This is a genomic window from Photorhabdus africana, from assembly GCF_035181445.1.
GTDB classification, from domain to species: domain Bacteria; phylum Pseudomonadota; class Gammaproteobacteria; order Enterobacterales; family Enterobacteriaceae; genus Photorhabdus; species Photorhabdus laumondii.
In genome coordinates, this window is the sequence record NZ_JAXBVE010000112.1 from 1 (window position 1) to 1866 (window position 1866).

At 50.1% G+C, this 1866-nt stretch carries 2 protein-coding genes; both read left to right on the forward strand.

What is annotated here, in order from left to right:
- On the forward strand, window positions 1–936 hold a 936-nt coding region (gene pilN / locus SLS51_RS22885; RefSeq protein WP_323840790.1), incomplete at its 5' end, for a PilN family type IVB pilus formation outer membrane protein.
- A gap of 23 nt (window positions 937–959) precedes the next feature.
- Window positions 960–1866: type 4b pilus protein PilO2 (pilO2, locus tag SLS51_RS22890; protein WP_323840791.1), on the forward strand; the 907-nt coding region annotated here is incomplete at its 3' end.

Below are 1866 nucleotides of genomic sequence, written 5' to 3' on the forward strand. Positions count from 1 at the left end.
TCTTCACAGAAAACGACGGTTGATCTGAACAGTGATTTATACGAAGACATCCGTAAGACAGTCGAGAATATGTTGACGCCCGAGCGTGGCCGGTTCTGGTTGTCAAGCTCCAGTGGAACGCTGATGGTAACAGACACGCCGGCGGTACTGGATTCGGTATCCCGTTATGTGGAAGAACAAAATACTGTTCTCAACCGTCAGGTTTTGTTGAATGTTCAGGTGCTGAGTGTCAGCACTACCCGTAAAGAGCAAATGGGGCTGGACTGGGGATTGGTTTATAACTCATTGAATAGTCTGGGGGCTACGCTGTCTGGCAGTTTTAGCGGTATGGGCAGTGGGGCAACCTCTGCGGGTGTCAGTATTTTGGAAAGTGCAACAGGGAAGGCGGCAAAACTCTCCGGTTCCAGCCTGCTGATAAAGGCGTTGAGCGAGCAAGGTAATGTCAGTGTGGTGACCTCTCAAGGAAGTGCGACCACTAATTTGACCCCGATTCCGATACAGATGGCTGATCAAACGGTGTATGTGGCTCAAAGCAGTACAACAACGGCTACGGATGTGGGAGCCACCACAGCTCTGACGCCCGGGATGATTACTACCGGGTTTAATATGACCTTATTGCCGTTGATACAGCGTAATGGTGATGTTCAGTTACAAGTGGCTTTTAACCTGTCTGATCCGCCGACTATCCGTTCATTCACATCTAAAGAAGGCAATTCTTATATCGAAATGCCGTATACCCGGCTACGTTCACTGAGCCAGAAAGTGAATCTACGGGCTGGACAGGCTCTGGTACTCACCGGATTTGAACAGGCTGATACTCGGGTGACTAAGGCGGGAACCTTTACACCGGGTAATTTCCTGCTTGGGGGAGGACAGTCTGGAAAGAATCAGCGCAGCACGTTGGTTATTTTGATCACCCCCGTATTACTGGATTGAGGAATGAAAGGCTGCATGAATCAATGAACAGCATCGATTTAGAAATACCCGGTGAGATACCTGAAGTCACGGTTGTACAGGCCGATCGCCATTGTTGGATCGGTGGCCTGCGTTGGTCACCGTACGTGAAAGTAAAACGGGGACCCCGCAGAAGGCAACGTGTTTGTCCTCAATATACCGATGTACATCGGGTCGTGGGCAATCGTTCGGGGAGACGTCAGCAGACTACACGTATGATGGGAACGGGAATGATCAGGAAATTGTATTGCCGTCACACACCGTGTTCTTTAGCTATCGCCTTTTTATCGCATTCCGGCCCAAATGGGTACGGGATCTATGATTTGGGCGAAGGGCAATGGTTATTTTTGGCAACGCAGAATGGTTTGCCGTCCGTGATGGCCGATATTGTCGGAACACGAGAGAGTATCAACGCAGCACTGTCCCGTTTTTTAACGTTTAACCCGGCTCCAGATAAAAGCTGGCGGGTGGTATCTGACCCTGATAATCCGGCGCATTGGCGTTCAATAACTTCTGCTTTGTCTGCTCATCAGTATCGGATGTGTCGCCTGCAACGGCGGTGGCGCTCACCATTATTGTTGATGGCCGTATTCATCTCTTTGTTGATTGTCGTATGGGTGTTATTGCAGTCAGGAAAATCTCCGAATGAGAGATTACCGATGACTGAAACCGTTCAAGTCAGGGCGTCACGATTGTTTGAAGAAACGCCAAAACCGGTTGACTTACCGCATCCTTGGGCCGATAAGCCGTTGTTACCCGCGTTTTTGGCACGTTGTGTCATGACCAGTCGGACGATCCCGGTGTTATTGGCGGGTTGGCGCTTGACGGCAGGTTCATGCCGAAAAGATGGTGTTCGCCTTCACTACGAGATTATGCCTGGTGGTACAGCAGCGCATTTTGTTCAGCGTGTAC